This is a genomic window from Actinomadura sp. NPDC000600, assembly GCF_040492135.1.
Taxonomy (GTDB): Bacteria; Actinomycetota; Actinomycetes; order Streptosporangiales; family Streptosporangiaceae; genus Spirillospora.
On the sequence record NZ_JBEUPD010000007.1, the window covers coordinates 22,409 to 48,363 of the forward strand.

31 protein-coding genes are annotated in these 25,955 nt (G+C 71.4%); 17 read left to right on the forward strand and 14 right to left on the reverse strand.

The features are described from left to right. Positions 1-107: 107 nt before the first annotated feature. Complete coding sequence (locus ABWI07_RS12435) at positions 108-509, reverse strand: VOC family protein (protein ID WP_353818585.1); 402 nt, start codon at positions 507-509, stop codon at positions 108-110. A 401-nt stretch (positions 510-910) separates the two neighbouring features. Between ABWI07_RS12435 and ABWI07_RS12440 the strand changes: the two genes are divergently transcribed. After that, positions 911-1,069 carry a hypothetical protein gene (locus ABWI07_RS12440; protein ID WP_353818586.1) on the forward strand — a complete coding sequence of 53 codons (159 nt, stop codon included), beginning with the start codon at positions 911-913 and terminating at the stop codon, positions 1,067-1,069. 42 nt (positions 1,070-1,111) lie between these two features. Here ABWI07_RS12440 and ABWI07_RS12445 read toward each other — a convergent pair whose 3' ends face one another. Then, a complete protein-coding gene (locus tag ABWI07_RS12445) occupies positions 1,112-1,270 on the reverse strand; it encodes an LbetaH domain-containing protein (RefSeq protein ID WP_353818587.1) in 159 nt (52 codons plus the stop codon). On the opposite strand from ABWI07_RS12445, the gene ABWI07_RS12450 reads away from it, so the two are divergent. Then, a complete protein-coding gene (locus ABWI07_RS12450; protein WP_353818588.1) occupies positions 1,247-1,537 on the forward strand; it encodes a TetR/AcrR family transcriptional regulator in 291 nt (96 codons plus the stop codon). The two genes, ABWI07_RS12445 and ABWI07_RS12450, sit on opposite strands and share 24 nt — an antisense overlap. After that, positions 1,506-1,706, forward strand: coding sequence for a TetR-like C-terminal domain-containing protein (locus ABWI07_RS12455; RefSeq protein WP_353818755.1), 201 nt, complete (start codon positions 1,506-1,508; stop codon positions 1,704-1,706). The genes ABWI07_RS12450 and ABWI07_RS12455 overlap by 32 nt, the downstream gene beginning before the upstream one ends. Positions 1,707-1,732: 26 nt before the next feature. Here ABWI07_RS12455 and ABWI07_RS12460 read toward each other — a convergent pair whose 3' ends face one another. Then, positions 1,733-2,923 carry a sensor histidine kinase gene (locus tag ABWI07_RS12460; protein WP_149260815.1) on the reverse strand — a complete coding sequence of 397 codons (1,191 nt, stop codon included), beginning with the start codon at positions 2,921-2,923 and terminating at the stop codon, positions 1,733-1,735. A 200-nt stretch (positions 2,924-3,123) separates the two neighbouring features. Here ABWI07_RS12460 and ABWI07_RS12465 point away from each other — a divergent pair, with 200 nt between their 5' ends. Next, complete coding sequence (locus ABWI07_RS12465; protein WP_353818589.1) at positions 3,124-4,377, forward strand: serine hydrolase domain-containing protein; 1,254 nt, start codon at positions 3,124-3,126, stop codon at positions 4,375-4,377. 5 nt (positions 4,378-4,382) lie between these two features. Here ABWI07_RS12465 and ABWI07_RS12470 read toward each other — a convergent pair whose 3' ends face one another. Further along, on the reverse strand, positions 4,383-8,432 hold the full coding sequence (locus ABWI07_RS12470; protein WP_353818590.1) for a hypothetical protein: 4,050 nt from the start codon (positions 8,430-8,432) through the stop codon (positions 4,383-4,385). A 179-nt stretch (positions 8,433-8,611) separates the two neighbouring features. Between ABWI07_RS12470 and ABWI07_RS12475 the strand changes: the two genes are divergently transcribed. The 3 genes from ABWI07_RS12475 to ABWI07_RS12485 are packed head-to-tail and all read left to right on the forward strand — an operon-like array spanning position 8,612 to position 10,130. Continuing rightward, the gene (locus ABWI07_RS12475; protein ID WP_353818591.1) at positions 8,612-8,944 is read left to right on the forward strand and encodes a helix-turn-helix domain-containing protein; all 333 of its coding nucleotides are present in this window, start codon (positions 8,612-8,614) and stop codon (positions 8,942-8,944) included. An 18-nt stretch (positions 8,945-8,962) separates the two neighbouring features. Further along, positions 8,963-9,853 (forward strand): ImmA/IrrE family metallo-endopeptidase, encoded by an 891-nt coding sequence (locus ABWI07_RS12480; protein ID WP_353818592.1) that lies wholly within the window; start codon positions 8,963-8,965, stop codon positions 9,851-9,853. After that, the gene (locus ABWI07_RS12485) at positions 9,822-10,130 is read left to right on the forward strand and encodes a PIN domain-containing protein (protein WP_353818593.1); all 309 of its coding nucleotides are present in this window, start codon (positions 9,822-9,824) and stop codon (positions 10,128-10,130) included. The genes ABWI07_RS12480 and ABWI07_RS12485 overlap by 32 nt, the downstream gene beginning before the upstream one ends. A 236-nt stretch (positions 10,131-10,366) precedes the next feature. Here the strand turns inward: ABWI07_RS12485 and ABWI07_RS12490 are convergent, their stop codons facing one another. After that, positions 10,367-11,194, reverse strand: coding sequence for an NAD(P)H-binding protein (locus ABWI07_RS12490; RefSeq protein WP_353818594.1), 828 nt, complete (start codon positions 11,192-11,194; stop codon positions 10,367-10,369). 89 nt (positions 11,195-11,283) lie between these two features. Here ABWI07_RS12490 and ABWI07_RS12495 point away from each other — a divergent pair, with 89 nt between their 5' ends. Next, the gene (locus tag ABWI07_RS12495; protein WP_353818595.1) at positions 11,284-11,706 is read left to right on the forward strand and encodes a winged helix-turn-helix transcriptional regulator; all 423 of its coding nucleotides are present in this window, start codon (positions 11,284-11,286) and stop codon (positions 11,704-11,706) included. A 37-nt stretch (positions 11,707-11,743) separates the two neighbouring features. After that, positions 11,744-12,127: an ACT domain-containing protein gene (locus tag ABWI07_RS12500; RefSeq protein WP_353818596.1), complete on the forward strand. Its 384-nt coding sequence runs from the start codon at positions 11,744-11,746 to the stop codon at positions 12,125-12,127. Positions 12,128-12,183: 56 nt separating this feature from the next. Here ABWI07_RS12500 and ABWI07_RS12505 read toward each other — a convergent pair whose 3' ends face one another. Continuing rightward, positions 12,184-12,372: a DUF397 domain-containing protein gene (locus ABWI07_RS12505; RefSeq protein WP_353818597.1), complete on the reverse strand. Its 189-nt coding sequence runs from the start codon at positions 12,370-12,372 to the stop codon at positions 12,184-12,186. Next, positions 12,357-13,145 carry a helix-turn-helix domain-containing protein gene (locus ABWI07_RS12510; protein ID WP_353818598.1) on the reverse strand — a complete coding sequence of 263 codons (789 nt, stop codon included), beginning with the start codon at positions 13,143-13,145 and terminating at the stop codon, positions 12,357-12,359. Before ABWI07_RS12510 ends, ABWI07_RS12505 begins: the two co-directional genes overlap by 16 nt. A gap of 138 nt (positions 13,146-13,283) precedes the next feature. Between ABWI07_RS12510 and ABWI07_RS12515 the strand changes: the two genes are divergently transcribed. Beyond that, entirely contained in the window at positions 13,284-13,664 is a 381-nt protein-coding gene (locus ABWI07_RS12515) for an ATP-binding protein (RefSeq protein ID WP_149260807.1), read from the forward strand. A gap of 339 nt (positions 13,665-14,003) precedes the next feature. Here ABWI07_RS12515 and ABWI07_RS12520 read toward each other — a convergent pair whose 3' ends face one another. From ABWI07_RS12520 to ABWI07_RS12530, 3 genes are read right to left on the reverse strand one after another with little or no spacing between them, the layout of a single operon-like run. After that, positions 14,004-14,180, reverse strand: a complete 177-nt coding sequence (locus ABWI07_RS12520; RefSeq protein WP_353818599.1) for a hypothetical protein — start codon at positions 14,178-14,180, stop codon at positions 14,004-14,006. 22 nt (positions 14,181-14,202) lie between these two features. Then, positions 14,203-14,970 (reverse strand): hypothetical protein, encoded by a 768-nt coding sequence (locus ABWI07_RS12525; RefSeq protein ID WP_353818600.1) that lies wholly within the window; start codon positions 14,968-14,970, stop codon positions 14,203-14,205. Positions 14,971-14,990: 20 nt separating this feature from the next. Beyond that, on the reverse strand, positions 14,991-15,578 hold the full coding sequence (locus ABWI07_RS12530; protein ID WP_149260800.1) for a hypothetical protein: 588 nt from the start codon (positions 15,576-15,578) through the stop codon (positions 14,991-14,993). A 156-nt stretch (positions 15,579-15,734) separates the two neighbouring features. Here ABWI07_RS12530 and ABWI07_RS12535 point away from each other — a divergent pair, with 156 nt between their 5' ends. Next, on the forward strand, positions 15,735-16,691 hold the full coding sequence (locus tag ABWI07_RS12535; protein ID WP_149260799.1) for a zinc-binding dehydrogenase: 957 nt from the start codon (positions 15,735-15,737) through the stop codon (positions 16,689-16,691). Here the strand turns inward: ABWI07_RS12535 and ABWI07_RS12540 are convergent. After that, complete coding sequence (locus ABWI07_RS12540) at positions 16,675-17,841, reverse strand: alpha/beta hydrolase family protein (protein WP_353818601.1); 1,167 nt, start codon at positions 17,839-17,841, stop codon at positions 16,675-16,677. The two genes, ABWI07_RS12535 and ABWI07_RS12540, sit on opposite strands and share 17 nt — an antisense overlap. 125 nt (positions 17,842-17,966) lie before the next feature. Between ABWI07_RS12540 and ABWI07_RS12545 the strand changes: the two genes are divergently transcribed. Further along, complete coding sequence (locus tag ABWI07_RS12545; RefSeq protein WP_353818602.1) at positions 17,967-19,874, forward strand: glycohydrolase toxin TNT-related protein; 1,908 nt, start codon at positions 17,967-17,969, stop codon at positions 19,872-19,874. Positions 19,875-19,892: 18 nt separating this feature from the next. On the opposite strand, the gene ABWI07_RS12550 is transcribed toward ABWI07_RS12545, so the two are convergent. Together ABWI07_RS12550 and ABWI07_RS12555 are read right to left on the reverse strand one after the other, a co-directional pair. After that, the gene (locus ABWI07_RS12550; protein WP_353818603.1) at positions 19,893-20,561 is read right to left on the reverse strand and encodes a hypothetical protein; all 669 of its coding nucleotides are present in this window, start codon (positions 20,559-20,561) and stop codon (positions 19,893-19,895) included. A 22-nt stretch (positions 20,562-20,583) separates the two neighbouring features. After that, positions 20,584-21,390, reverse strand: a complete 807-nt coding sequence (locus ABWI07_RS12555; protein WP_235036969.1) for a class I SAM-dependent methyltransferase — start codon at positions 21,388-21,390, stop codon at positions 20,584-20,586. Positions 21,391-21,435: 45 nt separating this feature from the next. Here ABWI07_RS12555 and ABWI07_RS12560 point away from each other — a divergent pair, with 45 nt between their 5' ends. The 3 genes from ABWI07_RS12560 (at position 21,436) to ABWI07_RS12570 (ending at position 23,841) form a co-directional block, all read left to right on the forward strand. Then, the gene (locus ABWI07_RS12560; protein WP_149260795.1) at positions 21,436-21,771 is read left to right on the forward strand and encodes a hypothetical protein; all 336 of its coding nucleotides are present in this window, start codon (positions 21,436-21,438) and stop codon (positions 21,769-21,771) included. An 82-nt stretch (positions 21,772-21,853) separates the two neighbouring features. Beyond that, positions 21,854-22,726: a crotonase/enoyl-CoA hydratase family protein gene (locus ABWI07_RS12565; protein WP_353818604.1), complete on the forward strand. Its 873-nt coding sequence runs from the start codon at positions 21,854-21,856 to the stop codon at positions 22,724-22,726. A gap of 206 nt (positions 22,727-22,932) precedes the next feature. After that, positions 22,933-23,841 carry a polysaccharide deacetylase family protein gene (locus tag ABWI07_RS12570; protein ID WP_353818605.1) on the forward strand — a complete coding sequence of 303 codons (909 nt, stop codon included), beginning with the start codon at positions 22,933-22,935 and terminating at the stop codon, positions 23,839-23,841. Here the strand turns inward: ABWI07_RS12570 and ABWI07_RS12575 are convergent. Further along, positions 23,838-24,104, reverse strand: coding sequence for a putative acetyltransferase (locus ABWI07_RS12575; protein ID WP_149260793.1), 267 nt, complete (start codon positions 24,102-24,104; stop codon positions 23,838-23,840). The two genes, ABWI07_RS12570 and ABWI07_RS12575, sit on opposite strands and share 4 nt — an antisense overlap. A gap of 112 nt (positions 24,105-24,216) precedes the next feature. Between ABWI07_RS12575 and fdxA the strand changes: the two genes are divergently transcribed. Then, positions 24,217-24,543, forward strand: a complete 327-nt coding sequence (gene fdxA, locus ABWI07_RS12580; RefSeq protein ID WP_149260792.1) for a ferredoxin — start codon at positions 24,217-24,219, stop codon at positions 24,541-24,543. 120 nt (positions 24,544-24,663) lie between these two features. Continuing rightward, positions 24,664-25,749, forward strand: a complete 1,086-nt coding sequence (gene dapC, locus ABWI07_RS12585) for a succinyldiaminopimelate transaminase (protein WP_353818606.1) — start codon at positions 24,664-24,666, stop codon at positions 25,747-25,749. Positions 25,750-25,955: the final 206 nt, after the last annotated feature.

Consider the following 25,955-nt stretch of genomic DNA (forward strand, 5'->3'; position numbering starts at 1 on the left):
CGACCGCCCACGCATCGGCCGAGATCCTACCAGCGCACCCCTGTCCCCCTCAGCCCACTGCGACCATCCCCCCAGCCCACGGGGGGTTTCGGGTCCTTCGACGCGGTTCATGTGGACACGGTCGCCTCCCCGTCCGCCGGCAGGTAGTGCGCCCGGCCCTCGTCGTCGAGTTCGACCGATCCTTTCGGGATGATGCAGAACTCGTTCCCCTCGGGATCGGCCATGACAAGGAAGCCTCCAGGGTCGTATTCGGCCAGCCGCCGTCCGCCCAACCGCTCGACCCTGGCCTGCTCGGCCGCTGGATCGTCCGAGTCCAGATCCAGGTGCAGCCGGTTCTTCGCGGTCTTGGAGCCGTCGGTGCGCTGGAAGCCCACGCCCAGCCCGTTCCTGCGTTCCAGCCAGACATACGGCCCAATACGGGAGACGACCGGACGGTCGAGGAGTTCGCTCCAGAAGGCCGCCAAGCGATCGGGGTCGGCCGAGTCGACGATCACGCAGTTGATGTCCATGGTCATCCCTCTGCCCCGGACGAGGCGTCCGTCAACCGTGACGGCGCCGTAATTGTGCCACCGTCTACTGGCGGATTAATGTCTCGTATGGGCGGCGCCTGTCGCTCTTCCAGGAAGGAACGGGTATGCGGGGTGCTTTCCCGGTCGTAGGCATCATGGTGCTGCTCATCTCCCTGGGAGGGTGCGACGGCGACGACGGCGAATCCTCGGTTCCCCCCGTGGCCGTTACTCCCTCGGCGCCGAGTACGCCTTCGCCTTCGGCGCCGAGTACTCCTTCGGCGACCTTGGAATCCAATTTCTTCGCCTGCCTGCGCGCGCACGGGGTCCGGCTGCCCGAAGACGAACGGCCCGGCGGGGACGAGCGGCGGATGAAACGGGGAATCGAGAAATGTGCCTCTCTCATGGATCCGGGGCAGGTGGTCAGCGTCCCGGTGACCAAGGGGGACCGATTCCTGGCCTGCCTGGCCGACCACGGAGTCGAGCTGCCCGCCCCCGGCCAGTGGATCAGGCTGGCCCGCGGAAGGGACCGGGCCATGGACACCGCCCTGGAGCAGTGCTGACGCCCTAGGCGACCGAGCATGGACAGGGCGGTCGGTTTCACTTCACACGGGGCGCCGCGCGATGATCGCTCCATGGCCGATGCGGACGCCGGGCACCACCGTGGCCCGGTAGCCGAACCAGACGTCGTGGCCGACCACGGTGTCGCCCCGCCCGGGCAGGCCGGTGACGAGGTCGAAATGCTCGGCCCAGGAGGCGCCCATGATCGGGAAGGGGAAGGTCGAGGGCCCGTCCATGCGGTGGTCGGCGCCGTTCATGTGCCGCCGCCCCGGCGCCGTCCCGGCGGCCGGACCGCCCGCACCCGCGCGCAGGTGCTCGACGCGGTCCTCGCGGAGCTCGGCGAGCACGGCTACGACGGGCTCACCATGGAGGCCGTCGCCGCCCGCGCCGGCGTGCACCGCGCCGCGGCTCTGGGAGGACCGCTACGCCCGCTGCGAGATCGTCGTCACCCGAGCCGTCCGACGCGGTGAGCTACCACCAGGCATCGACGCCCGGCGCCTCCTCATCGCCGCCACCGCGCCGCTGTACCACCACCTGGTGCTCCTCCGCACGCCATCCGACCCGGCCCTGCCCGCCCACGCGGCGAGAACCGCCGCCCTGGCCGCGACCGCCGGCGCTTTCGCTTCCACGACGGAGTAAGGACTTCGCCGCGCACGGGCCGCCCGTCAAAGGATCTTGCTAGCGCTGCCCGGGGACGGCGCCTGCCGGGCCGCCCCGGCCTGCTCAGCGGGGAGTCGGATCGTGACGAGGAGGCCGCCGGTGGGGCGGGGGGTGAGGGCGAGGGTCCCGTCGTGGGCTCGGACGATGCTGTGCACGATCGCCAGCCCGAGGCCGACGCCGGCGTGCTCGCCGGTTCGGGTGCGCCGCGTGCCGCGCTGGAAGGGTTCGGTGAGGGTCGGCACCAGTTCCGGTGGCACCGGCCGCCCGGTGTTCTCGACCCGGACCACGCTCGCGTCCTGCTGCGATTCGGTGTGGACCGTCACGGTGCCGCCGTCCGGGAGGTTGTGGACGATGGCGTTCTGGACGAGGTTGGTCACCAGCCGCAGGATGAGCTCCGCGGAGCCGAGGGCGTGGGCCTTCTCGCCGGTGACGTCGAGCGTGATCCCGCGCCGTTCGGCGAGGGGGAGCAGTGCTTCGGCGGCCTCCTCGGCGATGAGGGACAGGTCGACGCGCTCGCGGGCGAAGCTCCCGCGCTCGCCGCGGCTGAGCAGCAGGAGCGCCTCGGTGAGGTCGATCGCCCGCGCGTTGACGGTGTGGAGGCGTTCGAGGAGTTCGCCGTGATCCCGCGCGGGATCGTTGCGGGCGGCCTCCAGCAGGGTCTGGGAGATGGCCAGCGGGGTGCGCAGCTCGTGGGAGGCGTTCGCGGCGAACCTCTGCTGTTCGGCGACGTGGGATTCGAGCTGTTCGAGCATGGCGTCGAACACGTCGGCGAGTTCGCGGAACTCGTCCTTGCGCCCCCGCAGCCGGATCCGGTGGGACAGCGACCCGCCGGAGGCCATCCGTGCCGCGTCCGAGATCCGGGTGAGCGGTGCGAGCATCCGTCCGGCGAGGATCCAGCCGCCCACGAGGCCGAACACCAGGATGAAGCCCATCGCCGCGGCCGCGGCCGGATAGAAGCCGCGCAGGAGGTCGGAGCGGTCGGGCCCGAGCACGATCACGACGCCGAATCTCCGCTGGATTGCTGAGGGATCGACATCGCGCATCCACCGCAGCACGAACACCCAGAACACGGCCAGCAGTAGACCGCCCCCCAGCAGGAGGAATCCGGCGTAGCTGAGGGTGAGCTTCAACCGGGCGCTGAGCCCCGGGCGCCTGCCCGCGACCGCGGTGTTCGTCTCGACGATCGACACGCGCATGCCCGCGATGCTACGAGCCGCTCCATATCGCCGACGTATGGAAAACCCCATACGCCCAGACAACACCGCGCTGCCTTGACTGGCGAGGTGATCGCGTCGGACCCGGTCCAGGAGGCGGCGGGGACGGCCTCGCCCCCTGGCGGCCCCTGCGGCGCATCACTGTCAGCGCCAGGTTTTTCGACCGAGATGGGACCGTGAGCATGGACTTGAATTCGGCACGTGGCATCGGCCGGCGGCGACTGGTCGCATGGGGCGGGCTGGCAGCCGCCGGCGCGGCGGCCGGGCTGCCGCTGGCGAGCGCCGGGACCGCCCGCGCCGCCTCGCCGCCGACCGGCCCGTCCCGGCGCGGGGAGATCCCGCCGGACACCCTGCCCGGCGGGGCCTACGACCGCTACGTGGCGAAACTGGCCGCCGAGGGCAAGTTCTCAGGTCGGGTGCTGCTCTCCCATCGGGGCCGGACGGTGCTGTCCCGCAGCTACGGCATGGCCGACCAGCAGAAGGGGATCCGCAACCAGGAGGGCACGGCGTTCACCCTCAGTTCGGCGGGCAAGCCGTTCTTCGCGGTGGCCATGTTGCAGCTGGCCCAGCAGGGCAAGCTGCGCCTGACGGACACGGTGGGCACCCACCTGACCGGCTTCGCCGAAGACATCGCCGATCGAGTGAACATCCACCACCTGCTCTCCGGCACGTCCGGGCTGGACGCTCCGGACGAAGACGTGGAACGCGTCTTCCAGAGCCGCGACGAGGTGCACGAGTACTACGAGCAGCGAGCCCGCAAGGCGAAACTGGTGGGCGTCCCGGGCACTCCGAACACCGCCCACGCGGAACCGGAGGTCACCATCTCCGCGCTGATCGTGGAGGCCGTCGCGGGCATGCCTTACTGGGACTACGTCCAGGAGAACATCTTCGACCGCTGCGGCATGACCGGCTCGGGCTTCTACACCAGGCCGCAGTGGCTGGCGGACGGGCACCTCGCGCACCCGTACATGAAGGTGGCCGACGGCAGCGTGGTGGACGCCCTCCGCAACCTGGACAAGGGCAGCCCGAACCCGTACGTGCTCGGCAAGAACCCGGGCCGCGCCTTCATCGACGCCCCCGGGGACGGCGGCTTCGCCACCGCGCCGGACCTGGCCCGGTTCGCACACGCCCTGGGCGACGGCACGGTGCTGGACCGCCCCTGGGCCGACGTGCTCACCGCGCCCAAGATCCCCCACGGACCGGCGTCGTTCGGCGCGTACGGGATCCCGATCAGCATCGTGAACGGCCAGTGGATGTACCAGCGCGCCGGCGGCAACCCCGGCGTCGGCGCCAACTGGAGCATCTACCCCTACACCGGCTGGGTCGGCGTCATCCTCACCAACCGCGACTCCGACGGCGGATCGCTGGTGGACATCATGGGCCAGGAGATGAAGGCCATCACCGGCGCCGAACCCGGCGACGGCTCAGGTGGCTGACCGGCTTACCGGAGTCCGTGGGGCTGGGCGTTCATCCAGGCGCGTTCGAAGAGGACGGGGACGGGGCCGGACGGGACGACGGCCGTGCTCGCCAAGGAGCGGCGCTCGTCCGCCAGCGGCATCAGGCGGATCTTCGGCACTTCGATGGGGAGGCGCGGCGCCTTGTACTCCCGCCATGCGCCGGGCACGAACAGCGAGCGCCCCGCACGCGCCCGAGCGGCGTTCAGCACGAGCCCCGAGTCGCCGAGTTCGGCCGCCGCCGCCTTGAACCGGGCGGGCTTCCAGCCGGTCCACTCCTTCACGTTGCGGTCGGACGGGTCGGGCAGGGCGAGCAGCATCAGGTAGAGGGCCGCCGCGTCCTCGCCCAGCCGGTGGGTCTCCGCGCATTCCTCCACCAGGTGCGGCACCGAGCGTGCCGGGTGCTGCTCCCAGCCCGGCGCCAGGTCCGCGTCGGCGGCCAGGTGCGCGCCGAGCGCGGCGAAGTCGTCGCTGAGCAGCAGACGCAGGTCCGCCAGTGCGGGAAGCCCGGAGCCGCTGGGCACCACCTGGGACGGCAGGGTCGCATCGTAGTAGTCGTCGAGGAGGTCGAGCAGCGGGTCGTCCGGCCCCTTCACCGCGGCCGGATCCACCCGCAGGTGGCTCAGTTCGAAGACGTCGTCCTCGACGAGCGTCACCGCCGGATGGCCGGTGAGCGCGCCGGTGGGCGGCGGGTCGCCCATCAGGTGGTTGCTCTGCAGCGAGAACAGGGTGCGCGGACCGGCGGCGGCCTCGCGCAGCCGGGAGATCGCGGCTCCGATCGCGGGGCGCAGCGGATCGCCGGCCGGGGTCCGGTAGGCGAGCCAGGCGGCGACGCGCGGCAGGGCGAGCGGGTCCGGCTCGCCGGAGAAGGCCCAGGTGTCCGCGAGGCAGTCCGCGCCTGCGGCGACGCGGCCGAGGAGCGCCCACGGCCGCAGGAGCGGCCGGCCACTCCGCCACGGCCACGGGGCCTTCATGCCCGCGCGTGGCAGCGGAGTCTCGCCCTTGGGCTGTGTGATCTCCTTGAGCGCGCGGGGCAGGAGTCCGGCGGGCACGGGGAAGCGGGCACCCGACCGCTCCGAGCACCACGCGGCCGCGCGGTCGACCGACGGGCCCGACGTCCACAGCTCTTCCGGGTCGTCCGGCAGGAGCCGTTCGTAGAGCCCGGTGTAGAACTCGGCCGGTCGCAGGGCCCTGAGACCCTCCTTCACCTGGTCTGCCTCCGGGATCCACCGCGTCACGCCGGACGGTCCCGGGCCGAAGTGGACCAACCGGACGGGGTCGTCCCCGCCCAACTGGTACGGCGCGGACAGGAGCGCCCCCTGGAGCACGACGGACGCCTCGGCCTTCGACAGGCCCGTCCTCTCCGCGAACACGGCCGCCATCTCAGGAGTCACCGGAGGGCGGTCCCGTTCGCGCCAGAGCTCACTGAAGCGCGCGAACCACGCCCCGGAGCGCACCGGCTCCAGGACGCGGGCGTCGAGCAGGCGCGCACCGGCCGCCGCCAGCGGGCCCTCCTCGGCGAACTCCCCCTCGGGGGCGTACTCCAGGAGCACACGATCCGGGGGCACCGGATAGTGGAAGCCCACCACCATGGCGACGGACGTGGCCGTGCGGAACGCCGTCCCGGGGGAGGCCACGCCGCCCTTCGTGCCCTCGGGCAGTCCGCAGCGCACCACCCGCCAGCGGCCCGGCTCCCCCGACACGAAGGGGTAGGTGCCGTAGGCCGCCGGCCTCTGGTACGAACGCGCCCTCGACCTTGAGGGGACGCCGGTGTACGCGGCGGTGTTGGCGTGGTTCTGAAATTCCAGGCCGACCACGTTGCCGTCGAACTTGGCGCTCGGCGTGCTCAGGTCACCGTCCCAGGCGGGCGTGCCGGAGCCCGCCAGGTCCATGAGCCAGCCGCACTGCCGCACGACCGGGTCGGCGTTCTCCGCCGGGGGCGCCTCCTTCGGCTCCTCTCCGGGAGTGAAGCGACGGATGAGGCGTTCCAGCCCCACCCGGCAGTTGACCGCCGTGACCAGCGAGAACGCGACCCTGCCGAAAGTGTCCCTGTCCTGCTCCTTCAGCTCCGGCAGCGCCTTGGAGAGGGCGATGAAGTTCGGCCCCGACACCGCGCGGTTGATGTACTGGGGCTCCAGGAGCTTCAGCAGCTCCTCGACCCGCGCGCGGGTGAACTCGTCCGGCAGGTCGGCCATGAGCAGGGCCATGACGTCCACCGCCGCGAACTCGCGCGCCGCTTCGGCGTCCTTGAGCAGCAGGTCCACCGCCTCGCCCGCGTGCACGAACCGGCCGAGCAGCATCCGCAGCCCGTACAGGTCGAGGCCCGCGCGGAGCAGGGCGCGCTCGCGGGCGCACCACGCGCGCACCTCCTCGTGCCCGACCGGGTTGTCGAACAGCACCGGGAGCCTTTCCCAGCCCTTGGTCTCGTGCGGCTCGTACCAGGTGTTGGACGCGCTGTCCCCGACGGTCATGTCGAGGTCGCCCCGCGCCCGGGCGCGCAGTTCCCGCGCGAACCGCTCGTCCGCCAGCACGTGCCGCAGTTCGGGACGGCGGCCGCAGACCAGGTCGGGCAAGAAAGCGGGGCCGAGGCGCTCCGGCGGGTCGGCGACGGGGACGCCGTGCTCCAGCAGTATGTCGATCATGTCCAGGGGCGTCCTGCGGCGGCCGGTCTCGTCGAGCCGCCAGAAGCGGAACGCCACCGGCACCCCGTCGGACGCGAGCCGCGGGGCGATCCGCTCGGCCAGCTCGTACAGCTCGCCGAGCGGGTCCCTCCACTGAGGTCCCTGCACGCAGGAGACCAGCCAGGCGGCGGCGTCCCCGCGCTGGAGGCCGGGGGCGTCGCCGGCCAGCATCGCCAGGGCGCCGCTGCGTTCGAGCAGCTTCAGCCACAGCGGCCCCTGGCTCGGATATCCCGGACGCAGTTCCAGCACCCGCCGCGCCGCCTCCGGCCCGGCCACCAGGTCCATGGCGCGGCCCTTCAGCGCGGCGGCCCAGAACCCGTCGTCGCTCAACGACACCTCGCCCGCCGCGAAGACCGATCGCAGGAACTCCGCGAGTTCCTCCTCGGGGTCCAGCCCGGCGGCCTTGGCGATCTTCCGGAGGTCGGCGGCGAGCTGCGGATAGACGTCGCCGCCGGCTTCGACCCGCCACACCATGACCTCGCGGAAGCGGGCAAGGCCCTCCGCCGTCGCCGCGCCCTTGGCGGCCAGGTCGCGCGCCCATGCCCGCAGGACCGTCGCGGACACCACGTCCGCGTGCTCCTCGTAGCGCTCGGCCAGCCACTCCGGGTCGGGACGGTGCGCCAGCGTCCGTTCGAGCTTGCGTGCGCGGCCGAACCAGGCGGCGGCCGACTCCGGCTCGTCGTGGGCGTGGGCGGCATCGGCCACCGCGTCCAGGAGGGAGATCAGGAGCGCGGGTGCGGACTCCTCCAGGCCCGCCAAAACCTCCTCTACGGCCGGCTTGTAGAAAGAGCGCCAGCGACCGGTCCGGACCTCCAGGGTGTGGACCTTCTCCGCCGCGAGCCGCTCCACGTCGGGGTGCTCCGCGATGATGCGCTCGGGGAAGGGGACGACGCCGCAGTGTGGGTCGTTCAGGCCGGTCTCGAACAGACCCTCCGGCTCCCACCCGTCCAACGCCATCAGCATGTCGCGATAGCGGACGGCGGGCTCGCGGAGCACCTGCGTGAGCCTGCGGTCGTCAGGGCCGACGTAGGTCCGAGCGCACAGCCCGCCTTCGACCGGCTCCGTGGTGAGCGTGACGCCCGCTTCGTCGAGCGCCTCCGCCCAGAACGGGTCGGCGTCCGCCAGCGCGCGGGGGACGCTCACACCGTCGGCCGCCCACGAACGCGCCGCCTCGCCGCACTGCTCCTCGTGGCGCTTCAGGTACCGCCGAACCGTGAACATCGCGACGAGGCCGGGCGCGCCCCCCAGCTGCGCGGGAACCTCCTTGAGCGCCCGCCCCCGGGGGTTGCGATAGACGATCTCCAGATCGTCCGTGAACTCCGCCGTGTACCCGCCGGCCTCGATCCGCCACCCCATACGCGCCGCAGCCCCCATCTCGATCTTGACGCGCCAGCGTACGCACGATGACCGACACCGGCCACCGACACCGAACAAGGAAGCGGGCGAGGTGCAGCAGGGCAGTGGTCCCCACGGTTGACCAGTTCCGGCGGAACCTACACTGAATCACAGAGCGACCTATTGATTCAGGAGTGGTCATGGCGGCTGTCGGCGCGCTGATCGAACGTGCCCGCGTGGCGGCTGGACTCAGCCAGCGAAGGCTCTCGGACGCAACCGGCATCTCGCAGTCCACCCTGTCGCGGATCATCTCCGGCGGCCGGGTGGCGAAGATGCCGGAGATCGTGCTGATCGCTCAGGCGACCGGGCACACCATTCCGCAACTGACCGGAACCGGGACCGTGGCGGACCGCGTGCAGTACGCGGCGCGGGCGACGAACGGCTCCAACATGGAGGAGATGCGCGACGCGCTGCTCGGCTTCCTTGAACTGAACGACTACCTGGACGATCAGGCCGTCCCCGCGACGGTCTGACCTGGAGGCCGGATCCCGGTGGACGCCGAAGCCGAAGGTCGGGCCGCTGCGCAGCGGTTCCGCCGCGAGCATCACCTCGGGCAGCAGCCGCTGGGGGACCTCGTGACGGTCATCGAGCAGACCACGGGGATCGACGTGGCGGTGCTCGGCGTAGGCCCTGACGAGCACGGTCTGGCGATGCGGGACCCAGACCGAGATGTCGTGTTCATCGGGGTCGCGCGCACCAAGCATCCAATGCGGCAGCGCAGCACGCTCGCTCACGAACTCGCCCATGTTCTCTTCGAAGACTGGACCGTCACCGAAGGGTGGAGCGAACCGTCTCCGAGGGAGGACAGGTGCCGGGCCTTCGCCCGGCACCTCCTCGTGCCTCTCGAAGGTCTGCGCGAGTTCTTGGGCGACCGGCAGGTGACTCTGGCATCGTTGTCGGCCGTGGTGCAGCGCTTTCTGGTATCCCCCGCGATCGCCGCGATCGCCTTTGAGCAGGCCGGATACATCGACCGTCCGACCAGCGAGCAGTGGGCGGAGTTCTATACCCCCCAGTTGGCTGCCCGATTCGGGTGGATCGACCAGTACCGCGCGCTGCAGGCCGAGTCCGACAAGCGGCGGACACCGCAGCAGCTGCTCGCCCGCGCGATCAACGGCTACGCCCTCGGAGTGCTGTCCGCTCAGGCCATAGCCACCTTGTGCGGCGTCACCCTCGAAGAGGCCGAAGCCGACCTGCGCGAGGCGGGTGTCTATCCCACCGACTCCGCCGTCACCTGGGCCAATGCCTCTGATCTTCCTGATGTGAACGTTGATCTGTCCGGCTTGGACGACGACACACCACATGACGACAAGCCGGGAGCGACTGCGAGACTCCAAGGACCTCGGAGAGACGATGGTGATCGCGCATGCGGTCGTCGCCGCTGAAGCCGGCGACGAGGTGATCGTGCTGATCGATGACGGCCCTGGCGCACGGATCGCCAAGACTGAGGCCAACCGTCTCCGGCTCCTTCGCATCGGCGGCACCCCGGTCGGAGCCTTACGCCTGGTCAACACGCTCACCGTCCTGGAGAAGGCCGCAGGCGGGGAGCACATTCCGGACCGCGGCGCAATGCGCAGCCTCTACGTCCGCCTCCGTCAACTCGATGACGGACTGCCGCCCCTCGAAACCACCAAGCTTCTGTCCGCCGCCGTCTGGCCCTGACAGCAACCTCGCTGGCGGGCTCACTACCGCTCTCGTCGCGCACGGCGACGACCTGTCCGCCACTGCTCACCCTGTCGGCGGCGAGCGGGCTCGACGGAAGCGTGGTGGACGCCCTCCGCGCCGGACCTGGCCCGGCCCCATACGCGCCGCAGCCCCCATCTCGATCTTGACGCGCCAGCGTACGCACGATGACCGACACCGGCCACCGAAGCATCCTCACCGCCGTCGACGGCGGGTCAGCGGTCGACAGCCCGGGCCGGGGGTCGCGCGGCGGAGGCGGCTGCGACGGCCGTGGCCAGCGGGTCTCGGATGGGGCGGCCGAGGATGTCGGCGAGGTCGGGGCCGCTGCCGTCGAGGAAGCCGTGCCGGACGCTCGTCGCGATCGAGATGAGCATGGGCGGCTGGAACGGCAGAAGTTCCGGCACGCTCAGGAGCCTGCGGCGGTACTCGCCCAGGTCGATCGTGTGGCAGGGGACTTCGAGTTGTTCGGCCACCTGCGCCGCCGTGATCGGCGTGCCGGTCAGCTCGTAGGTGCGCCCGCCGTGCCGTGCCGGATCCGCCGCGACGGCCGCCGCGGCCTCGGCGAGGTCCGCACGGGCGACCGCGGCCAGGGCGCCGTCGCCGAACGCGGACTCCACGCCGTCGCCGGTCCACATCAGCAGACCTCCGAACAGCTCGGCGTACAGGCCGTTGCGCAGGATCGTCCACTGCATGCCGCAGGCGCGCACGAGCCGTTCGGTCGCGCGGTGGGCCAGTGCGAAGCCGAGGTGGTCGCCCGCGCCGGTCAGGCTCGTGTAGATGACATGGCGGACGCCGTCACGGACCGCGGCGTCCAGGACGGCTCCGTGCCGCCGGACGACCTGGTCGTCCTCGGCGTAACCGGCGGAGACCAGCACCAGGGTCGACACCCCGGCGAGGTCGATGCCGGCGGGGTCGTCGAAATCGAGGTGCCGCATCCCGTCCTTCGGTGTGCGGCTGCCGCCTGTCGCGCTCGCGCCGCGGGCGTGCAGCGCCGCGAGGGTCGCCGAGCCGAGGCTTCCGTTCGCTCCGGTAACCAAGATCATGTGCGTCACAGACTTCCGTTGTGGTTCTCTTCGGTAACTACGCTTTGATCCTGATTCGCCCGCGCCGCCGGCCACAAGGAGGCAGTTCCATGTCACCCACGCACACCGGGGTAACCCCCGAGCCCGCGGCGCTCGATCCCTGTGGACGCGCGGACCATCCGGACTGCGGGATCCGCGACGTCCTGGACCGCATCGGGGACAAGTGGTCGGTACTCGTGATCGTCGAACTCGCCGGCGGGCCGCGGCGCTTCCGGGAACTGCAACGCGCGATCGACGGCATCTCCCAGCGCATGCTCACCCTCACGGTGCGCAGGCTGGAGCGCGACGGACTCGTCCTCCGCACCGTGTATCCGACTGTCCCCGCCCAGGTCGACTACCGCCTGACCGAGACCGGCGACAGCCTCACCCACCTGGTGAAGGCACTCGCCGACTGGTCTCTCGCCCATCGCGACGTCATCGCCGAGGCCCGGCACCGATACGACCAGACCAACCCCGACCACGACATCCGGTAACACTGCCCCTTTCGCTGTGACGCAATTGGAGGACTCTGTGAATCGCAGCTCGACGCCGGCCGCCCGAACTCAGAACCTGCGCGTGCTGGAGGGCCGCTTCGTTCTCGAGCGGGTGTCCGACGTCCGCACGGTCGCCCTCGGATCCGACCTGCTCGCGCTCGTGCTCGGTCCGGACGGAGGCGCGGCGATGCGGCGCGACGACACGGCCGAGGACGGATGGGCGGCGCTGTGGAACGGCGATGACGCGCACGACCCGGAGGCGACGGGAATGCTCAGCGCCATCGTCGCGCCGCTTGCCGCCGGCGAGCTCCCCGTCTGGACCGCGGCGAGCTACGACGGCGACCTTGTGCTCGTCCCGGCCGGCCGGCTTGAGGAGGCCGTCGGCATACTTCGCCGAGCCGGCCACCAGGTGGCCGTATGACTGAACACGCCGGAGTTCCAGGAGAGCGGCCGGAGCCCTAGAGATTCCGCCTGCCGCTACTGCTGCTTGAGGTCCGCGAGCAGCGCCCGGAACGCGGCGGGGGCGAGCAGAAGCTTCGGCCCATCCGGGTCTTTGGAGTCCCGGACGCCCACGCTCTTCGGGAGGGCGGCCAGTTCCACGCACGCGCCGCCCTTGTCATCACTGCGACGAGACTTACGCCAGGTCGGGCTCACTCTCGGCTCCACTCGTCCATCACCTTTCTGATGTGCGTGCGCGAATCGTCTACGCAGAGTGCCTTGGCCTGCAACATGGTGAACGAGCTAACGACGAAGAGAATGTCCTCCGACTCGCTTGACGTGATACCGCCTGTAGCGGTTTCCATGTAGAGCAACTCGTCGCCAGTCGCCTGTGTAGCGATGTTGAACGACCCGCTTACCCCGCGATAGTAGCCCGTGGGAGCCACCTGGAGACTGACGCTGTCTCGGTGTGACGCCTCAAGTAGGTATTCGAGTTGCTCCCGCATCACGGTGGGGCTCCCCACGCAACGGCGTAGGACGCTCTCGCTGAGCACCACCCCGATGGTAGGAGGCGTTCTTACTTGCAGGACGGCTTCTTGACGCCGCATTCGGGCTTCCACTGCATCGTCGGTCAGCAGCAGGGATCGAATGTACGACTCGGTTTGAAACAGCCCGTAGATGAACGTCGCTTCGTAGGCGCGGAGTAGGTCGGCTGATGACTCGGCCTCGGAGTAGTCGGCGAAGAACTTCGGGTAGCTCGCGGCGCGAAGGTGCCTGGCCCAGGACGCCGTGAGTTGGTCGCCCGTTTCCAGCGCATGATCCAGTCGCTGGGCGAAGTCCTTGCGGCACCGGGTGTTGCCGCTTTCGACCTGGGAGATATAGGAGGGCGTCACCGCTACACGGTGGGCCAGCTCTGTTCGGGTGATGCCGGCGTCTTCGCGCAGGCGTCTGACCTCTGCGCCGAAGGCCTTCAGGGCCGGGGACGGCTTGCGTTTGGCCATGGCAGTGATCTCCAGTGGCTCTGAAGTGGAATTAAGTGATTTTGAGTCCTCGATGTGCGTCTCGGGGCTTGCATGCTCACGTTACTTCTTGGAGTGGATTCTGTGCGGGGAGTTACCGGAAGTCGGAGGTGATCGTTCATGGAGTGCCCCGCGGAGATCGTGGTGCCGGTTCGGGCCGAGTCGGTCAAGGAAGCTCGGGACTGGGTCGAGGCCGTTCTGGGGAGGTGGGGCCAGGACGCCTATGTGGCGAAGGTCGTGGTGTCGGAACTGGTGACGAACGTCTTGAGGCATACGAATAGCGCGATGGCGACCGTGCGGGTCGTCCAAGCGGACAAGGGGACGGTCGTGGAGGTCTTCGATTCCTCCGACGTCCTGCCGGTACCGGGCTCTGCGGACCTGCTGAGCGAGGACGGGCGCGGGCTGGCGATGCTGGGCGCCCTCGTCAAGGAATGGGGCACGCAGCCGCTAGGAGGCGGAGGAAAGGCCGTGTGGGCGCTGCTCCCCGAAAGCACGTCATGAACGAGGCCGATGCACTGCTCTCACTACGCGAGCGCTACCCGTTCTGGGAAATCTCGCTGGACCGGGGCATGTGGCAGGCCGAGGGGCGCCTCTTCATCCGCTCGTCGTCACCGCGTCTTCTGGAAGCGGCGATGAACGGCGAACCCCCATTCCCGTCCCGCCTGGCCAAAGAACGAGTCCGAGTACGAGCGAATGGAGCGCCAACCCTCCCCAGGCCGCGGCCGGAGGCGCCATGCGGATCGCCCGCGCCAGGCCGCCCCCGCCGGTGGCGCGGCGCTCTGCGAGTGGTACGCGCAGTCCAAGTAGGGGTGGCAGCAGTACGGCCGGAGGTGGCGGTCGTCAGGAAAGCCATTCCCCCGAGGTGATCTGCTCGCGGGTGTAGACCTCGTAACCGGGCGGGATCTGGCCTGCCTCCAGGTAAGCCCGGATGAGCCCGGCCTCTCGATCCGCCTCTCGGGCTGCGCGTTCACAGCGGGTCTCCAGTGGCTCGCGGCCTTCCTGGTCGGTGGTCGGCATGACTCCTTCCTTGGTTGCTCGGTCAGTTGCCGGTGTTGGTTTGGATTTCGCTGACGGTCAGGGGGGTGGGCTGGGAGGTCATGGTCTGGTCTTCGAGGGTGCCGCCGGGGGAGTCGCAGTCCGCGCCCTCGCACTTCCAGGTGATCTTCCAGGTGATGGTGGCGGTGATCTTCCAGGCGCCGCCCGGCTGGCCCGCCGAGGAGCGCTTGTAGGTGTAGTTGCAGGTCTTCCCGTTCTTGGTGCCCGCGTCGTTGCAGACGAGCTGGCCTTCGCCGAGGTTCCAGGTGACGGACGAGGGGGTCGCCGTCGCCTGGATGGTCTGGGCGCCCACCGTGATCGGCTTGGTCTGGACGACGGTGAAGCCGTCCACCCACAGGGACGTCCGCAGCCGCACGAAGGTCTTGTCCTTGGGGGCCGTGTGGACGGTCGGCACGGGAAGCTGGGCCGAGTCTCTGGCCTGCTGCACCAGGGTCCAGGTGTTGGGCGGCGCGGCCGCGGGCGGTGCGGCGGCGCCTGGGCCGGCGATGCTCTCCACGTCCTGGTTGTCGATCAGGCCCAGGGGAGGCGGTGGGCCCACCGGGCCGCCTCCGCCGCCCGAGCCTCCGCCCGTCCCGCCGCCTCCGCCGGAGCCTCCGCCGGTGACGCCGGACAGGTTGCAGTCGAGGCCCTTGTTCGCGCCGCCGCATCCGTCGGCGAGGGCCTGGGCCGGGAACGCGAGTGCGGAGGAGAGCAGGGCCGTTGCCACGGTGACGCGGGACGCCGTGCGGCGCCGGGTGGGGGTGTGAGACATCGCGTGTCCTCGGGGGGATGTCAGCATGTGCCGTCCCGGACGGAGGCGGCGACCTTCCAGGCGCCGCCGTCGTACTGGACGGTGTAGCGGTACACGTAGGCACCGCCCTTCCCGCCGCCGGTCCGCTTGCCAGTCTTGGCGGAGAAGCGGTAGCCGGCGAGGGTGTTGACGCAGTCGATCAGATAGATCTTCGTGCCGTCCTTGGAGCGGGCGTAGACGCGGGGGTTCACGGTCTTCGTGAAGCGCCAGATCTGGCCCTTGGCCCTGGTGGCCTCGATGTCGTCGGTGACCTCGGTGAGGAGGGGGTCCATGGCGACGTCGGAGAGGCCGGCGGGGTCGTTGGTCTCGTAGGCCTTCTTGTAGGCGGCCTGGTAGGCGCGGTAGCGGTCGAGCACCGTCTTGAAGAGCTGCTCGGTCGGGACCGCGGTGGGCGCCTGCGCGGCGGGGGTGGCGCCGCCGGTGTCGAACCGGCCGTTGGGGGAGAGTTCGCCGTTGGAGGACGAGCCGGACGAGCCGCATCCCGCGGCCGTGCACACGGCGAGGACGGCCGACAGGCAGGCGGCGCGGCGGGACCCCAGCGGGGAGGAACGTACCAACCGGGTGCGCATCGCCATCCCTGAGCGGCAGCAAACGACGGGCCGAATACGCGCGAAAGCTTACAGAGGTGCGTGTGGCGAGAAAAGGGATTCGTTGCGTCCGCTTGACCTCGACCTTGCTTGAGGTAGCAGGCTCCTCCTGAAAGCGCTGATGGGAAGGAGTCGGATATGCGTGCTGTGTGGTTGAGGGAGTTCGGCGGGCCCGAGGTGCTGGTCCCGGGGGACGCGCCCGATCCGGTGCCGGGCGGGGGGCAGGCGCTGGTGGAGGTCGAGTTCGCAAACATCACGTTCGTGGAGACGCAGACGCGGTCGGGGTCCGGTCCGATGCCGGTGCGGTGGGAACCGCCGGTCATCCCGGGCAACGGGGTCGGCGGCGTGGTCACGGCGGTCGGTGAGGGCGTTGACAAGGCGCTCGTCGGACGGCGGGTCGTCAGCAGCACCGGCGGCACGGGCGGCTACGCCGAGAAGACCGTCGTGGACGCCCAGGGCCTGTTCGAGGTGCCGGACGGCTTGGCCCTCGACGACGCGGTGGCCCTGCTCGCCGACGGGCGGACGGCGACGATGATGACGCGTGCGGCCCAGCCGCGCGAGGGGGAGCGTGTCCTTGTGGAGGCGGCGGCAGGCGGGGTCGGGACGCTCCTCGTCCAGCTCGCGAAGGCGCAGGGCGCGACGGTCGTCGCGGCTGCCCGAGGCCCCAGGAAGACCGAGCTGGCGTTGCGGCTGGGCGCGGACGAGGCCGTCGACTACGGCGAGCCGGGCTGGGCGGAGAAGGCCGGCCCGGTGGACGTCGTCTTCGACGGGGTGGGCGGGGACGTGGCCCGCGAGGCGTTCGGCCTGCTCGGGAAGGGCGGTCGGATGGTCAGCTTCGGGCTCGCCAGCGGGGAGTGGGCGAGCATCCCCGAGGAGGACGCCAAGGAGCGCGGCGTGACGCTCGTCCGGCCCGGGGCCTCGCCTGAGGAGATGCGGGAGTTCACGCTGAGCGCGCTGCGCGAGGCGGCGGCCGGACGGCTCAAGCCTGTGATCGGGCAGCGCTTCCCGCTCGACGACGCGGCCGGGGCGCACGCGGCGATCGAGTCGCGCGGCACCGTCGGCAAGACCCTGCTGGAGGTCAGCCGACCCGCTTGAGGAACGCGACGAGCGAACGTTCGTAGGCGGCCGGGTCGACGTTCCAGGACTCGGTGTGGTCGCCGGGCGTGGGGATGTGCGTGACCGTGCCCGGCGGCGCCTTGCGGGCGAACGCGAAGGCGGGGGCGTTGGCGACGGTCTCGTCGTCCTCGGTGGTGAACATGAGGACCGGCGTCCGCAGATGGGGTGCGAACCGCCGCATGTCGAAGTCGGTGAGGTCGATGCCGATGCGCCACTGCAGGACGCGCTTGGCGATGTCCGTGATGAAGCCGGGCAGGTGGCGGGCGTCGGCCTGCTTGTCCAGGGTGGCGTTCCAGTCCAGGACGGGGGAGTCGAGCACGACCCCGCGGACGAACGTCGGGTCCCGCTGCAACGTCGTCATGACCATCGCGCCGCCCATCGACCACCCGTACAGGACGACGCCGGTCGCGCCGTGGGCGCGTGCGTAGCCCATGGCGGAGACGACGTCGTGCCACTCCTTGTCGCCCAGATGGTTGTGGCGGTCCTTGGAGGGCGGTGCGCCGATGTCGTTGCGGTAGGCGATGGACAGCATCGGCATGCCCAGCGCGTGGACGGTCCGCATGACGCGGAGCGTCTCCGCCTTGTCGGCGTTGCGTCCGTGGACGCCGATGACCCAGGTGCCCTTGGAGGACGTCCCCGGGACGAGCCACGCCGGCATGGGCCCGACCTCGGACGGATACGTGACGTCCTGGAACGGCAGCCCGAGCGCCGTCTTCGGGTCGCCGTCGTACATCCAGTGGTCGATCATCGCGGGGGCGTCCTTCACCAGGGCGCCCTCGACCGGCGTCACCTTACGGACCACGTGCTCGTCGTTCCCGCCGACGACGGGCCCGAGCAGGGCGCGGCCGCCCCTCCAGACGAGGGACCACGTGCCGGGGCGCTCCGTCCCCGGTTCGCGGGGGAGCGTGACGGTGCCGTTCCCCGCGTCCTCGATGGTCAGCGGGTACTCGGCGGAGTGGTCGACCTCGATGGCGACGCCGGCGAAGTACCAGCCGATGCCGCCGACGAGCGCGCACAGCAGCGCGGTGATCGTGACGACCGCCGACATCAGCGGGCGGGTAGGGCGGCGCCGCCGGGGCGGCGGGCCGGGGGACGCCGGGACGGACGACGCGGGTGCAGCGGTGGACACGACATACGAAAGTAGCCTCCCCCGAGCGTCGCGAATGCCCGGGTTAGAGCGCAATACATTGATTAGTGCGGTTAACCTGCCGATCAGGTGCCAAAGGAGGAGCCATCCGGACGGAGGGACGCGGGGTGACGGGCCAGAACGACCGCGTCGCGGAGTACGAGGGCCGGATCGCGGATTTCGCGCGGCGGCTGGCTCCGCCCGGCTGGCGGCGGCTCGACCTGCACTGCGTCGCGACTGTCGCGGTGAGCGACGTCGCGCTGACGGTGCTGACGGGCGAGGGCAGGATCGTGACGGCCGAGGGCGTCCCGGAGGAGCTGACCGGCCTGCTGATGGACCTGCGCCGCGCGCACTACCTGTCCGAGCAGGGCACCTGGTTCTCGATGACCATGATCATCGAACCCGGCGCGGCGCGTCCGCTCTACAACCACGACTTCGACCCGCTGTGGGACCCGCCGATCCCGGTGGAGTGCTGGCGCCGCGACCAGATCGTGATGCCGAGGGACGGCGCCAACATGCCGGGCTGGCTGCGCGACCGCCTGGAGGGCCGCGAGCCCGCCGACCGCCCCGCGCCCGATCCCGGCCCGCTGAACCCGGTCGAGCAGATGGAGCTGCTGTCGAACCAGTTCGCCGTCCTGGTCGCCGACCGCGCGCCGGCGCTGTGGGAGCGGGTCTCCGGGCACTACCAGGCGGTCGGCGGGCACGCGGAGCTGCCCTCCGCCACCGTCCACCTGGGCGACGGCGCCCGGACCTCCTGGACGCCGCCCGCCGCTGCCGCCGCCCTCCTCGACCGGCTCCGCGCCGGGACGCACACGTTCCAGGGCTCCACCTGGTTCCGGATCGACTTCGAGGTCCTGTACGAGGACGGGGGCGTGCGCTGCCGCGCGAGCTTCGCCCATGACGACGAGCCGCGCTGGGAGAAGGAGCCGTCCGCCGACGACGTCCGGCGCGAGCTGGAGCGGTTCCCGCGCGAGGACGTCCCGGAATGGATGACGCGGCGGCTCGGGCCGCGCCCCCAGCCCGTGACCGTGGCCGACACGCCGCCGCCCCGGCCGCGCTCCGGGCTGCGCAGGGCCAGGATCTTCGACCACGCGGGACCGGACGGGAGCCGTCCCGCCGTGTCGCGCCCGCCCGTCCCGCCGGACGAGGCCGGCCGCGTCGCCGAGTACCTGCGGCAGGCCCCGACCGTCATGGCCGCCCGCTCCAACGCCCCCGACCGGCTCGAACCGTCGCGCGGCACGGTGGTGCCGCTGACCTTCCACACCGACGGGACGTGGGTGTGGTCGGGCGCGGTGGCCTACTACCTGAGCGAGCACGGCGTCCCGCCGGAGCCCGATCTCGTCGCGCACATCAGGGCCAACGGCTTCCGCGTCCCGGCGGTGGACGACGACACCATGGACGCCGCGAACGCCTCCGTCACCGGACGCGCCGCGCCCGAACGCGTCCGGACCGAGGCGGGCCCCGGCTGGGCGGAGAGGCTCCAGCACCGGCTCGACCAGCTCCGCGTCGACCGCGCCGCCTACCGCGTCGACGACACGGCCGAGGGCGTCTGGTGCCTGACGTCGGAGCCGGGCCGCTGGTCGGTGTTCCAGATGCGGGACGGCGAGCGCCGCAAGGAGGCCGTCTTCGACGACGCCGAGCAGGCGTCCGCGCACCTGCTCGGACGGCTCCTGCTCGACCCGCGCCACACCGTCAAGGACGGGCCGTTCGAGCCGCTCAAGGGCGAGCCGCCGCTGTCGCTCCTGCGCGACCGCCACGTCATGGAACTGGCCGCCGGGACGGAAGTGGACCGCTACGGCGGCTCGGACGGGAACGTGACGTACGCGGCCCGCACGCCGTATCCGCAGCGGTCGCTGCCGCCCGAGTGGCGCGACCGCCCGTACCGCGTCTACCGGTTGCAGCGCCCCATGGAGGCCCTGACCGGGACGGCGATCCCGTGGTTCGGCCAGCCGGGCGGCGGGACGGCGCACGTGTTCAGGAGATCGGTCGCCGACCTGCTCGCCGACGGCAGCATGATCGAGGTCCCGAACGGCTGAGCGGGACCGGGGCCAGGGTCAGGCCTGGCCGATCGCGGAGACCAGCCCGAGCGCCAACACCAGGTCGAGGTGGATGAACGTCTCCAGCTTCGCGCCCGGCGGGACGTCCCGGTCGGCGGCGAGCCGGTCGAGGACGGCCAGCGCGGCGGGGCCGTCGAGGTCGTCGGCGAGCGCGGCCATGGCCTCGTCCGCGTACTCGCGGCTCATCGGACGCCCCGGGGACGTCGCCCACTCGGCGACCTTGCCGCGCCAGGCGTCCAGCCGCTCGGTGGACGCCGCCACCCTCTCCCCGGACAGCTCCAGGGGCTCCTTGTAGGGGACTTCCAGCATCGCCAGGCGCGCGGTCAACGGGTCTGGAGCGGACTCGGTCTCCTGCGGCACGACCAGGCACAACGCGTCCATGTCGGCCCTGCCGGTCACGTAGACGTCGGCGTCCGGGAGCACGTCCTCCAGCACCTCGAACGGCTGGACGTTGTAGTCGTCCAACCCGCTCGCGGTACTGGGGGTGCTCACGACCCGGACGCGGCGCCCGGCCCGCTCGGCGACCCGCCGCAGCAGGTCGGCGACGACCGCGCGGCGGTACCCGCCGTCCGGCCCGTCCGAGGAGTCCACCACCTGGACGCGCAGCCCGCGCCCTGCGGGCAGCGCCTCCGCCCGCCCCGTTCGATGGTCGTACAACCGCAGCATGCCTCCCACCCTAGGGCGGGGTTCACAGCGGGTGGTCGGCGGCCAGTGGCCCGAAGGGCGCCGGCGCGGCGCCATCCGACCGGCGGACGGCCGCGAACCGCAGCCGCACGTAGTCGGCGACCCATCCCGACTCGCGGCGCAGCGCGGGCGCGGCGAGGTCGTTCACCCGCTCGAGCAGCGGGTCCACCAGCTCCGGCGGGACGTCGGCCAGTGCGCGGGACGCGTAGGCGCGCACCCAGTCGGCGGCGCCGTTCGGCCCCTCGGTCATCCGGGTCGGGCGGTCGGCGTGCTCCAGCAGCCGCAGCGTGAACCCGGCCTCCTCCAGCTTGGCCGCGTACTCGGCGGGCGACGGGAAGTACCAGGGCAGCTCGGGCTCGCCGAGGCCGAACACCCGCCACGCCGTCTGCATCGCGACGATCAGCTCCGCGCAGTTCCCGGCGCCGCCGAGCTCGCCGACGAACCGGCCGCCGGGGCGCAGCGCCGCGTGCACGCGCCCGATCACCGCGTCGGGGTCGCGGGTCATCCAGTGCAGCGCCGCGTTCGACGCGACCGCGTCGAAGGACTCGCCTACGGTGAAGTCATGGGCGTCGCCGACGATGAACGACAGCCCCGGGTTCATGGCGGTCGCCTGCGCGACCATCTCCGGGCTGCCGTCGATGCCCAGCACCTCGGCGCCCCGTTCGGCGATCTCCGCGCTGAACGAGCCGGTGCCGCATCCGAGATCGATGATCCTCTCGCCGGGCTGCGGATCGAGCAGATCGACAAGGGGCGCACCGTGCGCGGACACATACCCGAAGGCGGAGTCGTACGTCGTCACGGCCCAGTTCACTGTCATAATTTATCGGACATCGCCCGATGGTGAGGTGGGGTTGCCGTGGCGGACGTCACGTCGGAGATCCGCGTCGTGGGTGCTGAGGGCCCCGAAGGCCTCTCCCTGCGCACCTCCGGCCTGTCCGCCAGGGGCCTGCCGGAGTTGCGCGCCGACGGGCTGCCGCCCTATCTGGGGCAGGGCTGGGCACGCGTCCTCGCCGCACTCGCGCAGCGGCTCGCCGCCACCGGCGAGGTCCCGGACGAACTCGCGCCCGGCGTCGGGATCCGCCTCGTGCCGGCGGAGGACGGCACCCTGGAGCCCGTCCCGCCGCAGGGACGCGACCTCGGCGAATGGCGCCGCGACGTGCTGATCCGGCTCTTCCCCGAAGCCCGGAGCTGACAGCCCGGACCTGGCCGCCCGCCCGCGAGGGGCCGGTTCCTAGAATCGGATTCTGACAACCGGCTGGAGAAGGGTGCGCGAGGTGCCGTACGCAGAGATCGAGTACGAGGTCCGGGACGGGATCGCCACCGTCACGCTGAACCGGCCGCAGAAGATGAACGCCTACACGTTCGTCATGCGCAACGAGATGCTCGACGTCTTCGACCGGATCGACGCCGACGACGAGGTCCGCGCGGTCGTGGTGACCGGCGCGGGGCGCGCGTTCTGCGCGGGCGCCGACCTGAGCGGCGGCGGCGACACCTTCGACAAGGACAAGTCCAAGGACATGTTCGCGGGGGAGGACGACGTCCTGGAGGACGGCACCCCGCGCGACGGCGGCGGGACGGTCGCGCTCCGCATCGCCCGCTGCCTCAAGCCCGTCATCGGCGCGTTCAACGGCGCGGCGGTCGGCGTCGGCGTGACCATGACCCTGCCGATGGACGTCCGGCTCGCCAGCGAGAAGGCGAAGTTCGGCTTCGTGTTCGCGCGGCGCGGGATCGTCACCGAGGCCGCCTCCAGCTGGTTCCTGCCGCGCCTCGTCGGCATCGCGCAGGCCATGGAGTGGGCCGCCACGGGCCGGATCTTCGACGCGCAGGAGGCGCTCGCGGGCCGTCTCGTCTCCCGCGTGTACGCGCCCGACGAGCTCCTCCCGGCCGCGTACGCGCTCGCGCGGGAGATCGCCGACAACACCTCGGCCGTCTCCGTCGCCGCGATCCGCCGCCTCATGTGGTCGGGCCTGTCCGCGCCGTCCCCGTGGGACTCCCACATCGCCGACTCCCGCCTCATGGCCTCCCTGGGCGGGGCCGCCGACGCCGTCGAGGGCGTCTCGTCCTTCCTGGAGAAGCGCGACGCCGCCTTCCCGCTGCGCGTCAGCAAGGACCTCCCGCCCGAGGTCCCCGACTGGCCCGTCCGCTGAGCCGCGCCGTCCGGGCCGGCGTCTCGCGGCGGCCCGGACGGCATGGCGACCCCGGTGGAAGGCGGGCGAGCGGGGCGTCGCATGATGGAGGGGAATCCCCGGGGCGTCCCAAGGACGATCTTGATTTTCCGGACCATCGGGAAGCGTGTTCCATCGGTTACGGAGGGTATTAAGCCGCCCGAGGCCACACGTTACGGGGGTGCCTGGTGCGGATCAGGAATTGTGCCGTCATCGGTGTCGGACTCCTGCTCGCGGCCGGTTGCAGCCACGCCGACCGGCAGGCGCGGACCGCAGGTGAGCACGGCAGACTCAAGGGCAAGGCCCCGGCCACGAGGCCGCCCGCCCAGACGCCGCCTCCGCCAAGGAAGATCGACTGCGACCGGGTGAAGTGCGTCGCGCTGACGTTCGACGACGGGCCCGGCCCGTACACGGCGCGGCTGCTCGACACGCTCAAGAAGAACGGCGTGCGCGCCACGTTCTTCATGCTCGGCGAGAACGTCGGCGCCCACCGCGACGTCGTGCGCCGGATGGCACTGGAGGGCCAGGAGGTCGCCAACCACACCTGGTCGCATCCGGATCTCACCACCCTGTCGCCGGCGGAGGTGCGGTCCCAGATCCAGCGCACGCAGAAGGTCGTGAAGGACGCCTCCGGCGTCCTGCCCACGCTGGTCAGGCCGCCCTACGGGTCCGTGAACAAGCGCGTCGAACGGGCCGTGGGGATGCCGCTGATCCTCTGGAGCGTCGACACGCTCGACTGGCGGTACCGCGACGTCGCCCGCGACACGCGCGTGGGGGTCAAGGAGCCCAAGAGCGGCGGCATCGTCCTGTTCCACGACATCCACAAGCCGAGCGTCGACTCCATCCCGAAGGTGGTGGAGGGCCTGCGCAAACGCGGGTTCACGTTCGTGACCGTCTCGGAGCTGCTCGCGGGGCGCCGGCTCCTGCCCGGCGCGTCCTACAGCGAGCGGACCCCGCCGCCGACCCCGGTCACGGCGAGTCCGCCGCCGACCGGCTCCTCCGCGCCCGCCGCCCCGCCTACCGCAGGCTCCACGGGCTCTATGCGAAGCGGCCCAGTGCCCGCCCCCGCGCTCCCCGGGCTGGACGCTCCCCGCTAGTCGTCTTCGGGGTCTCGGCGGGGGCGTCGTTTCGGTGGGGGCTGGGGCGGGACGACCTTCGCGGCGACCATGGTCCGCTCGGGCACCTCGACGAGTTCGCCGTTGCGGCGCCGCACCGCGAGCGTGCCGCCGGACCATGATTCGAGGACGCCCACCACGTCGCTGTACTCTCCCGTTGGCAGACGGCGGCGCAGCGAGATCCGCTGACCCACGTCCGCGCTACTGATGGCCACCACCAGGCGTGCGGCGAAGCGGCCGGACATGTAGGGACCCCCATGTCGAATCGTCGGCGGCGGGGTGGCCATACTATTCACAGCGAGCTTGCGGTGAGCCGTGACGTGCGGCGGGGCCGGAAATCCGAGAGGAGTCACTGACGTGACCTACGTCATTGCGCAGCCCTGCGTGGACCTGCTCGACAAGGCATGCATCGAGGAGTGCCCGGTCGACTGCATCTACGAGGGGAAGCGTCAGCTCTACATCCACCCGGACGAGTGCGTCGACTGCGGTGCGTGCGAGCCGGTTTGCCCGGTTGAAGCCATCTACTACGAGGACGACGTCCCCGAGCAGTGGAAGGACTTCTACAAGGTGAACGTGGAGTTCTTCGACGACCTCGGCTCGCCCGGCGGCGCGTCCAAGGTCGGGAAGATCGACAAGGACCACCCGATCGTCGCCGCGCTGCCCCCGCAGAGCCACGACGACTGATCGCGTGCGGGGTCTGGAGCGCTCCTTGCAGGCGCGTTCCAGGGGCCGCCTGCGTCGGATACCGGGCCGTGGTCGGGAACGACTGCGGCCCGGTGGGTTTTCTCAGAGGAGGTAAGGGCGTTGTTCACGTTGCCGGACTTTCCGTGGGATCGGCTCGCGCCGTACAAGGAGCGGGCGCTGGCGCACGCGGACGGCATCGTCGACCTTTCGGTCGGAACGCCCGTGGACCCGACGCCCGAGCCGATCAGGGAGGCCCTCGCCGCCGCGTCCGACGCGCCCGGCTACCCGCAGACCTACGGGACGCCGGCGCTGCGCGAGGCCGTCGCGGGATGGCTGCGCCGCCGCGCCGGGGTGTCCGGCGCCGACCCGGACGCCGTGCTCCCCGTCATCGGCACCAAGGAACTCGTCGCCTGGCTGCCGACGCTGCTCGGCGCCGGACCCGGCGACAAGGTCGTCTTCCCCGCGCTCGCCTACCCGACCTACGACGTGGGCGCCCGGCTCGCCGGCGCCGACCCCGTCGCGACGGACGGCCTGCTCTCCCTCGGCCCCGTCAACCCGAAGATCGTGTGGGTGAACTCGCCGTCCAACCCGACCGGCAAGGTGCTGCCCGCCGAGCACCTGCGCAAGGTCGTCGCGTGGGCGCGCGGCCGCGGCGCGGTCGTGGTCAGCGACGAGTGCTACCTGGAGTTCGGCTGGGACGAGGCGAACCCGCCGATCTCGATCCTGCACCCCGACGTCTGCGACGGCTCCCACGAGGGCCTGCTCGCGCTGAACTCGCTGTCCAAGCGCTCCAACATGGCGGGCTACCGCGCCGGGTTCGTCACCGGCGACCTCGCGCTCGTGAAGCGGCTGCTGGAGGTCCGCAAGCACGCCGGAATGATCGTCCCGGCGCCGGTGCAGGCCGCGATGACCGTGGCCTACGGCGACGACGCGCACGTGGACGAGCAGCGGGCCCGGTACGCGCGCCGCCGCGCCACCCTGCGCGCCGCGTTCGAGAGGCACGGCTTCCGGATCGACGACTCCGAGGCGTCCCTGTACCTGTGGGCCACGCGGGACGAGCCGTGCTGGGAGACCGTCGCCCACCTGGCGTCCCTCGGCGTCCTGGTCGGCCCCGGCGAGTTCTACGGCCCGGGCGGCGCCCGGCACGTCCGCATCGCCTTCACCGCGACCGACGAACGCGTCGCCGCGGCCGCCGAACGCCTCTGACCCCGTCCCGGCCCCTCGCCGGTGAGCGGGTGGCCGTACCAGGTCGGCGGCCGGTTCCGGTCGGGTTGCCGCCCAGGAAATACGGTGTTTCCGGACGAAACCGCATCTTCATTTGATACGTCTGATCGCGGTATGGGCTTGATAGGCCACAGTCGGTAGGATCCGCAGGTCTGGCCCCCGAAAACGGACGAAACGATGGAGGTGCC

Coding starts and splice junctions, on each gene's coding strand:
- ABWI07_RS12465 (WP_353818589.1), top strand. CDS start 3,124: ATGGACTTGAATTCGGCACGTGGCATCGGCCGGCGGCGACTGGTCGCA.
- ABWI07_RS12435 (WP_353818585.1), bottom strand. CDS start 509: ATGGACATCAACTGCGTGATCGTCGACTCGGCCGACCCCGATCGCTTG.
- ABWI07_RS12440 (WP_353818586.1), top strand. CDS start 911: ATGGATCCGGGGCAGGTGGTCAGCGTCCCGGTGACCAAGGGGGACCGA.
- ABWI07_RS12535 (WP_149260799.1), top strand. CDS start 15,735: ATGCGTGCTGTGTGGTTGAGGGAGTTCGGCGGGCCCGAGGTGCTGGTC.
- ABWI07_RS12510 (WP_353818598.1), bottom strand. CDS start 13,145: ATGGCCAAACGCAAGCCGTCCCCGGCCCTGAAGGCCTTCGGCGCAGAG.
- ABWI07_RS12470 (WP_353818590.1), bottom strand. CDS start 8,432: ATGGGGTGGCGGATCGAGGCCGGCGGGTACACGGCGGAGTTCACGGAC.
- ABWI07_RS12445 (WP_353818587.1), bottom strand. CDS start 1,270: ATGGGCGCCTCCTGGGCCGAGCATTTCGACCTCGTCACCGGCCTGCCC.
- ABWI07_RS12490 (WP_353818594.1), bottom strand. CDS start 11,194: ATGATCTTGGTTACCGGAGCGAACGGAAGCCTCGGCTCGGCGACCCTC.
- ABWI07_RS12530 (WP_149260800.1), bottom strand. CDS start 15,578: ATGCGCACCCGGTTGGTACGTTCCTCCCCGCTGGGGTCCCGCCGCGCC.
- ABWI07_RS12525 (WP_353818600.1), bottom strand. CDS start 14,970: ATGTCTCACACCCCCACCCGGCGCCGCACGGCGTCCCGCGTCACCGTG.
- ABWI07_RS12550 (WP_353818603.1), bottom strand. CDS start 20,561: ATGCTGCGGTTGTACGACCATCGAACGGGGCGGGCGGAGGCGCTGCCC.
- ABWI07_RS12460 (WP_149260815.1), bottom strand. CDS start 2,923: ATGCGCGTGTCGATCGTCGAGACGAACACCGCGGTCGCGGGCAGGCGC.
- ABWI07_RS12475 (WP_353818591.1), top strand. CDS start 8,612: ATGGCGGCTGTCGGCGCGCTGATCGAACGTGCCCGCGTGGCGGCTGGA.
- ABWI07_RS12520 (WP_353818599.1), bottom strand. CDS start 14,180: ATGCCGACCACCGACCAGGAAGGCCGCGAGCCACTGGAGACCCGCTGT.
- ABWI07_RS12450 (WP_353818588.1), top strand. CDS start 1,247: ATGCTCGGCCCAGGAGGCGCCCATGATCGGGAAGGGGAAGGTCGAGGG.
- ABWI07_RS12495 (WP_353818595.1), top strand. CDS start 11,284: ATGTCACCCACGCACACCGGGGTAACCCCCGAGCCCGCGGCGCTCGAT.
- ABWI07_RS12515 (WP_149260807.1), top strand. CDS start 13,284: ATGGAGTGCCCCGCGGAGATCGTGGTGCCGGTTCGGGCCGAGTCGGTC.
- ABWI07_RS12575 (WP_149260793.1), bottom strand. CDS start 24,104: ATGTCCGGCCGCTTCGCCGCACGCCTGGTGGTGGCCATCAGTAGCGCG.
- ABWI07_RS12485 (WP_353818593.1), top strand. CDS start 9,822: ATGGTGATCGCGCATGCGGTCGTCGCCGCTGAAGCCGGCGACGAGGTG.